The 7,943-nt window shown below is 72.2% G+C and carries 6 protein-coding genes, 1 other RNA gene and 1 pseudogene; 6 read left to right on the top strand and 2 right to left on the bottom strand.

Annotated elements, in window-relative coordinates; all coding sequences use genetic code 11:
• The 6 genes from D455_RS0127505 to D455_RS34695 all read left to right on the top strand — a co-directional run.
• A partial coding sequence (locus D455_RS0127505) for a helix-turn-helix transcriptional regulator (protein WP_017573871.1) occupies positions 1-936 on the top strand: 936 nt, incomplete at its 5' end.
• A 42-nt stretch (positions 937-978) separates the two neighbouring features.
• Positions 979-1,842, top strand: coding sequence for a Nif3-like dinuclear metal center hexameric protein (locus D455_RS0127500; RefSeq protein ID WP_040685174.1), 864 nt, complete (start codon positions 979-981; stop codon positions 1,840-1,842).
• A gap of 95 nt (positions 1,843-1,937) precedes the next feature.
• On the top strand, positions 1,938-2,699 hold the full coding sequence (locus D455_RS0127495) for a zinc ribbon domain-containing protein (RefSeq protein ID WP_017573869.1): 762 nt from the start codon (positions 1,938-1,940) through the stop codon (positions 2,697-2,699).
• A 26-nt stretch (positions 2,700-2,725) separates the two neighbouring features.
• On the top strand, positions 2,726-3,346 hold the full coding sequence (locus D455_RS0127490; RefSeq protein ID WP_040685173.1) for a histidine phosphatase family protein: 621 nt from the start codon (positions 2,726-2,728) through the stop codon (positions 3,344-3,346).
• Positions 3,347-3,399: 53 nt separating this feature from the next.
• Positions 3,400-3,785: RNase P RNA component class A (rnpB, locus tag D455_RS32360), an RNA gene on the top strand.
• A gap of 490 nt (positions 3,786-4,275) precedes the next feature.
• Complete coding sequence (locus D455_RS34695; RefSeq protein ID WP_017573867.1) at positions 4,276-4,425, top strand: hypothetical protein; 150 nt, start codon at positions 4,276-4,278, stop codon at positions 4,423-4,425.
• Here D455_RS34695 and D455_RS0127480 read toward each other — a convergent pair.
• Positions 4,374-6,734, bottom strand: a complete 2,361-nt coding sequence (locus D455_RS0127480) for a SulP family inorganic anion transporter (RefSeq protein ID WP_017573866.1) — start codon at positions 6,732-6,734, stop codon at positions 4,374-4,376. The genes D455_RS34695 and D455_RS0127480 overlap by 52 nt on opposite strands.
• 337 nt (positions 6,735-7,071) lie before the next feature.
• A pseudogene (locus D455_RS34350) lies at positions 7,072-7,943 on the bottom strand (hypothetical protein); the annotation flags it as partial.

The following is a 7,943-nucleotide window of genomic DNA, read 5'->3' as shown; positions in this document are numbered from 1 at the left end:
CAGCGGCTGCTGCGCCTGCTGTCGCTGTTGCAGGTCCGCCGTGAGTGGAGCGGCGCGGAGCTGACCGAGCGGCTCGGCGTCAGCGCCCGTACCCTGCGCCGCGACGTCGAACGGCTCCGTGCGCTCGACTACGAGGTGGAGGGCGTTCCCGGTGCGGCGGGCGGCTACCGGCTCGCCTCCGGGCGCGACCTGCCCCCGCTGCTGCTGGACGACGAGGAGGCCGTCGCGACCGCCTTGGGCCTGGTCACCGTCACCGGTGTGGGGGACAGCGCGCTGCGGGCCCTGGCCAAACTCGAACGCGTGCTGCCCGCGCGTCTGCGCCCGCGTCTGGCCGCCGTCCGGGACACCGCCTCGGCGGTGGCCCACGTGGTGGAGCCCTCCAGGGCCGATCCCGCCGTTCTGGGGCTGCTGGCCGCACAGTGCCGCGAACGCGCGGTCACCGACTTCGACTACCGGGACCGGGCGGGCAACGCGCGCGAGCGCCGGGTCGAACCGCACCACCTGGTCGCCCACGGCGGGCACTGGTACCTGATCGCCCACGACACCGACCGCGACGCCTGGCGCACCTTCCGGGTGGACCGGATCAGCGGTCCGCGGGGCCCCCACCGGCGGTTCGCGCCGAGGCCGCTGCCCGCACCCGATCCGGCGACCTTCCTCACCCGCCTCTTCGCCGCGGGCGCGTACGGCCACACGGCGCTCGTCACCATGGAGCTGTCGGCCGAGGCCTTCCGGGCCCGCTTCCACGGTCCCCTGCCCGGTGGGGTCGAGCCGCTGGACGACCGGAGCTGCCGGATCCGGATCAGCGCCGACTCACTCGACCTGGTGTGCCAGTACACGGCCGCCGTCCTCTCCCTCGGAGCCCCCTTCCGCCTGGACGCGCCGCCCGAGGTCGTCCGCCGCCTGCGCGGTGTCGGCGAGGGCTTCGCGTCTTCGTGAACGGCTTCACCCGCGCGTCGGTGGAGCGCTAGTGTCGTGGCCGTGAACACCGAGATCGCGCATCCCACCCTGTCCGACGTGACCGCCGCCTTCGAGGGGGTCTATCCGCCCGCGTGGGCCGCGTCCTGGGACGCGGTCGGGCTCGTCGCGGGTGATCCCGCGCAGCCGGTCGCGCGGATCCTGTTCGCGGTGGACCCGGTCGACGCGGTCGTCGACGAGGCCGTGACCTGGGGCGCCGACCTGATCATCACCCACCACCCGCTGATGCTGCGCGGCGTGAACAGCGTGGCCGCCAACACGCCCAAGGGGCGGATCGTGCACCGGCTCATCCGCTCGGGGACCGCCCTGTACACCGCGCACACCAACGCCGACACCGCCTCGCCGGGGGTGTCGGACGCGCTGGCCCGCGCGGTCGGCGTCACCGGGCCGCTGCGTCCGCTGGACCCCGACACCACCGACCCCGAGGGGCGCCGCGGCATCGGACGGATCGGCGCACTGGACCAGCCGGTGGTCCTGAGCGAGTTCGCCGAGCAGGTCGCCAGGGGACTGCCCGCCACGGCCGCCGGAATCCGCGTCGCCGGGGCCCCGGACCGCCTCGTGACCACCGTCGCGGTGTCCGGGGGCGCGGGGGACTCCCTGCTCGGCGCGGCCCGGGCCGCCGACGTGGACGTGTTCGTCACCTCCGACCTGCGCCACCACCCCGCCTCGGAGTTCGTGGAGAACCCCGGCAGTCCCGCGCTGATCGACACCGCCCACTTCGCCAGCGAGTGGCCCTGGCTGGCCGACGGCGCCCGCCACCTCGCCGACGCACTCGGGCGCGCGGGCGGTCCCGATGCGGCTAACGTGGAGATCCGCGTTTCGACGACGGTGACGGACGCCTGGTCACAGGCCGTCTCACACGTCTGAGCGTCCACAGGTCCCGCAGGGACGCCGACCAACTGCACAGAGTAGGGCGCGGGCGGCGTACTCGCCTTCCCCAGCCATCCCAGGAGAGGTCACACGTGAAAGCCGAACCCGCCGCACAGGCCAGACTGCTCGACCTCCAGGAGCTGGACACCGAGCTCCAGCGCCTGGATCACCGCGCGCGGACCCTGCCGGAGGTCGCCGAGGCGGCCCAGCTCAAGGAGCGGGTGGATCAGCTCGACGGTGAGCTGATCACCGCGCAGACCAGGGTCTCCGACGTCGAACGCCAGCAGCGCAAGGCCGAGAGCGACGTCGACCAGGTGCGCACGCGCGCCGACCGCGACACCAAGCGCCTGGAGTCGGGGCAGATCACCAACGCCAAGGAGTTGCAGAACCTCCAGTCGGAGATCGCCTCGCTGGGCCGTCGGCAGGCCGAGCTGGAGGAGATCGTCCTGGAGGTGATGGAGCGCGCCGAGGAGCTCAACGCCGAGGTGGCCCGCCTGACCACGGAGCGGGAGGAGGCGGTGGCCAAGCACACCGAGGTGGTCGCCCGCCGCGACACCGCCGCCGCCGGAATCCAGTGGGACCGCACCCGCCTCACCCAGGACCGCGAGCGCGTGGCCGAGGATCTTCCCGCTGACCTGCTGGCCCTGTACGACAAGTTGCGCGCCCAGTACGACGGTGTGGCGGCGGCGCCGTTGCGCTACGGACGCTGCGGGGGCTGCAAGCTCGCGCTGAGCACCGTCGAACTCAACGAGATCCGCGCCCAAGCCGCCGACGAGGTCGTGCGCTGCGAGGACTGCCGCCGCATCCTGGTCCGTACCGAGGAGTCGGGCCTGGGCGGCCGGGCCGAGCAGTGAGCACGGGTTCGAGCGCGGGGTGGGGCATGCCCGACACCGAGCCGACCCGCCTCCTCCTTCTGCGGCACGGGCAGACGCCCCTGTCGGTGGAGCGCCGCTTCGCTGGCAGGGGTGACATCCCGCTGACCGAGGACGGGCACGCGCAGGCCAAGGCGGCCGCGCGCCGCCTGGCGTCGCGGTCGGTCGACGCGGTGGTGTCCTCGCCGCTGCGGCGGACGCGGGACACGGCCGCCCACGCGGCCGAGGCGCTCGGGTTGCCGGTGGAGATCGACGAGGGGTTCGTCGAGACCGACTTCGGCGCCTGGGAGTGGATGACGTTCGCCGAGGCCAGGGCGGACGCTCCCGCCGAGGTGGACCGGTGGCTGGCCGACCCGGAGGTGGCGCCCCCCGGGGGCGAGAGCTTCGCGGACGCGGCCCGGCGTGTGGGCGCGGCCCGGGAGGCCCTGGTCGAGCGCTACCGGGGGCGTACCGTCCTGGTGGTCACCCACGTGACCCCGATCAAGGCGATGGTGCAGCAGGCACTGCTCGCCCCGCTGGCGGCGCTGTACCGGATGCACCTGGACACCGCGTGCCTGACCGAGGTGGACGTGTTCGCCGACGGGCCCATGCTGGTGCGTTCCCTCAACGACACCGCCCACCTGGACTGAGGGCCCGCGTGGGAACGGGAGTGCGCGTCCGGGCGTAGGATGGGGGACGAGAGGGAGTCGGCCAGGCGGTCGCGGACCGCGCCAGGTGCGCGTGTTCGAGGAAAGTCCGGACTCCACAGGGCAGGGTGGTCGGTAACACCGACCCGGGGTGACCCGCGGGACAGTGCCACAGAAAGCAGACCGCCACCGCTCGCGGTGGTAAGGGTGAAACGGTGGTGTAAGAGACCACCAGCGGCCGGAGTGATCCGGTCGGCTTGGTAAACCCCACCCGGAGCAAGGTCAAAAAGGGAACCTCCGGGTTCCCGCGCGGATGTTCGAGGGCGGCCCGCCCGAGTTCGCGGGTAGACCGCACCGAGGTCGTCGGCAACGGCGGCCCCAGATGGATGACCGCCCGGTCCTTCGGGACCGACAGAATCCGGCTTATCGGCCGACTCCCCTCTCCCTCGCTTCCCGGAACCGTGTGGACCGCCATCGGGCCAGCCTGGTCTGTCCTGGTTTGTCCAGCACCGGCCGACCGTGACGGGAACGGTAGGTACCTACAGCCCTCCGGTGATGGCTCCATGCCCTGGCGCGCCGATAGATTGGCCCTGCGCTCCGTACCCGGGCGATGTCCGGAGTGTGCGCCCGTGGGCCGACGTCCGGGGTCGACGGCCCAGCGGGCATACGTCCGGATTCACCGAACCCGTACACCGTCGTTGGAGTCAGTGCTGGTTTGACAGGCGTCGGCTCGGGCGAAAACCAAGTTCGGGTCGGCCTACCGCCGGGCTGGCGGGAAGTGATGTCTGTGGAGCTGATGTGAGACCGACGGGCGGCATGCCGCCCCCTGCCGTTGTTCGGGTCGGCAAATGGTGACGAAGCAGAAAGCTCGATCCGTGAGGGAAGAATCTCCCTGCTGCAGTTGGGAGAGAAGCCAAGGGAATGGGTGACTCTTGTTCGACTCCACCGCTTTCTGGGTGGCGCTCTTCGGCCTGCCGGTCCTGGCCATCGTGGTGATCATCCTGCTCGCCTCCTACCAGGCCTCGGGTGTTCAGCAGGACGGACGCGACGACGCGCCCGAGGAGGACTCCTCCAGTAGCTGATCTCCGGTGTTCGCGTCCGTCCTCGGACGGAGCGCGGGCTCCTTCAGGTCCTGGGCGCCCTGCACGGGGGTGAACTCCCCCGTCTCGGCGTCCAGAAGGTGCACCCTCGCCGTCTCCAGGTCGTAGTACATCCCCGTCAGCTCCAGTTCACCCGACGCCACCCGTTCGCGGACCACCGGGTAGCCCATGAGGTTGCCGATCTGCTCCTCCACGTTGGCCTGGGCCAGGCGGCGCAGTGCCTCGGCGGAGGGCAGCCCCGACAGGGCGGAATCCCCACCCGCGCGCGCCAGGCTCGGCGCCCCGTGCGCCAGCCAACGGCGCATGTGCGAGGTCTCCGCCTCGTCCGTCTCCAGGTGCGCCTTCTCCATCAACGCCTGCATCGCCCCGCAGTGCGAGTGTCCGCACACCACGATCGAGGGAACCCGCAGTACGTTCACCGCGTACTCGACCGCCGCGCCCATCGAACCGTTGTCCGGGGTGTCCCGCGGCGGCACCAGGTTGCCGAGGTTGCGCACGGTGAACAGGTCGCCGGGACCGCTCGCGGTGATCAGGTTCGGCACCACACGCGAGTCGGCGCAGGTGACGAACAGCGCGGTCGGGTTCTGGCCGTGTGACAGGCGGCTCATCAGCGACCGCATCCGGTCGGCGGTGCTGGCGTGGTACTCACGGGCGCCGGCCGACAGCAGGCCCAGCGCGTTCACCTCCCGGTGGGCGTCACCGCGCATGTCCCAGGGGGCCCACCAGCGCGCCAGGCCTCCGGGAGCGGTCTTGGCCGCGGGGGCGGACCGCGTGGAACTGCGCGTGTACCACCTCTCGTGCACCTCGTCGATGTCGACGTCGCCACCGGTGCGCTCGTGATCCACCCGCCAGGCGTGGATGGCCTCGAAGGCGGCGTGGTCCATGAAGTCCACGTGCAGGTCCAGGTCGACCCCGGCGCCCTCGGGAACGGTGCGCAGCACGTGCGCCAGCCGGGGCACCCCCAGGAAGGTGAGCGAGCCGTGCACGGTGATGTGCACCCGGTCGTCGCGTTCCTCGGCGGTCACGGTCAGCTTGGTGAGCCTGCGCAGGGACACGATCATGGCCAGCCCGAAACCGAGGAACACGCCTTCCAGGAGTCCCAGGAACACCACGCCCAACAGGGTCACCAGGTAGACGCTGGCCTCGTGGTGGCGGCGCAGGTCGCGCAGGTGGGCGATCGAGACCATCCGCGTCCCGATGAACACCAGCAGCGCGGCCAGGGCGGGCATCGGGATCAGCTCGACCACGTGCGCGAGCAGGGCGACGAACAGCAGGATCCACACGCCGTGCAGGATCGTCGAGAGCGGGGAGCGGGCCCCGGCGCGCACGTTGGTGGTGCTGCGCACGATCACCCCGGCCACCGGCAGGCCGCCCAGGGCGCCGCTGATGGTGTTGGCCGCGCCCTGGCCGCACAGCTCGCGGTTGAGCCTGACCCGGCGCCCGCTGTGCAGGCGGTCCACGGCGACCGCGGCGAGCAGGGACTCGACGCTGGCGACCATCGCCACGGTGGCCACCCCCAGGGCGATGCCGTGCCACTGCCCCGCCTCGGGCAGCACCGGGCCGTTCCAGGCGTCGGCGAGTGAGCCGGGAAGGGTGACGGTCTGCACCCGCCACCCGCTCGTGGCGGCGACGACGGTGGCGGTGCCCACCGCGACCAGTGCCGCGGGCAGGACGGCGGGACGCAGCCGCCCCAGGGAGGGCAGCCTGTTCCAGGAGAACATGATCGCGATGGTGATGACGCCGACCGCGACCGCCGGGGTGTGGTTGTTGGCGATCTGGTGGGGCAGGTCGGCGATGTTGGCCAGCGCCGAACTCTGCGGTTCACCGCCCAGGACCACGTGCAGTTGGGCGAGGGCGATGGTGACGCCGACTCCGGCGAGCATGCCGTGTACGACGGCGGGGGAGACGGCGAGGGCGGCCCGGGCGACGCGGAAGGCGCCCAGGGCGAGCTGGACCAGCCCGGCCAGCAGGGTGATCAGGCAGGTGATCCGCCAGCCGTGGGTCATGATCAGGTCGGCGACGATGATGGTCAGTCCGGCGGCGGGGCCGCTGACCTGCACCACGGAGCCGCCGACGAGTCCGGCGACGATCCCGCCGACCACGGCGGCGATGAGCCCGGCGACGAGCGGGGCGCCGGAGGCGACGGCGATCCCCAGGGACAGGGGGACGGCGACCAGGAAGACCACCAGGGAGGCGCCGACGTCGGCGGCGACCCCTCTGGGAGTGATGCGGGTTCGGGAAACCGCCGAGGGCGGCCTTCCGTGTGTTGTTCCCCGGGCGTCGTTGCGCATGGTTACTCCGTTCGGGTTGGACCAGGCAAGTGATGCGTGGGCGCACGGGGACCGGGATGTCCGGTCCGGGGGGGTGCATGGGAACGCGGGAGAACGGAGAACTCCGAAGAGCTCCTCCTCAATCACTAACTGTAGTGAATCGCTGGCGCGAAGTGTTACGGACTGTTGTTGATCTGGTAACCATTTTCCTGTCTTCACGTGCCCGGGGAGCAAAGCAGGACAGAAGAAACCCCGAGGCGGTGGGTTCTTCCCACCGCCTCGGGGTGTGAGGGGGTGTTCCCCGCGTGGCCGGGGAACCGGGGCGGGTCACTACGGACTGTTACGGTCGTCCGGAAGGTCAGATGAAGCGGCCGTCCTCGTAACCGCCCTCGTACCGCTGCCGTCCGTACCCGTACGGGTCGTACGGCTCGGTCGGATACGGGGTCTGCGGGCCGCTGTCGCGGGGCTCCTCCCCGTCGTACCGCCAGACGGGCGGCTGGCCGCCGTAGTCGGGGCGCTGCTGCGGGGGCTGCGGGGACCGCGCACCGGCCGGGTGGCCGCCCAGGGCGTCGGGGTAGCCGCCGGGCGCCTCCGCCGGGTATCCGAACTCCGGCTGACCGCCGTAACCCGGGACGGGGGACCCGTGTGTCGGAGCCGTCGGGTAACCGTCCACGGGGTACGGATCCCGCGGGTGTCCCTGCGCCTGACCGGGGAAGGCGGGCCCCGCCGGGTACGGCGGTTGGCCGGGTGGGCCGACGGGCCCCCGGTCGAACGACGAGGGCGCGCCGGGTACCGCGGCACCGGGGCCGCCCTCCAACCCTCCCGGGAATCCCGTGCCGCCGGGGGCACCCGGGCTTCCGGGGAGACCGGGAACGCCGCCGTCCTCCTGACCGCCCCACAGCGGCGGGTTGGGGTCCTGGGGGGTCGGACGGGTGTGGGTTCCGCTGTCGTAGGGGGAGCGGGTGTGTGTGCCGGTGTCGTAGGGGGCGGGTGTGCTGAAGGTGTCGCGGGTGTGTGTGCCGGTGTCGAACTCGGGTTGTCCTGGTACGCCGAGGTCTCCGCGGTGGTGGGTTCCGCTGTCGTAGGCGGGCCGGTGATGGGTGCCGGTGTCGCGGTCGCTCCGGCCGAAGGGGGCGGTGGTGTGGGAGGGACCGGTGTGGGCGCCGGTGTTGTGGGGGGCGGGTGCGTTGAAGGTGTCGCGGGTGTGGGTTCCGCTGTCGTAGGGGGAGC

The organism is Nocardiopsis halotolerans DSM 44410, from assembly GCF_000341065.1.
Taxonomy (GTDB): Bacteria; Actinomycetota; Actinomycetes; order Streptosporangiales; family Streptosporangiaceae; genus Nocardiopsis; species Nocardiopsis halotolerans.
Note: the sequence above shows the minus strand (reverse complement) of the source record. Positions and strands in the feature narration are given on the sequence as shown.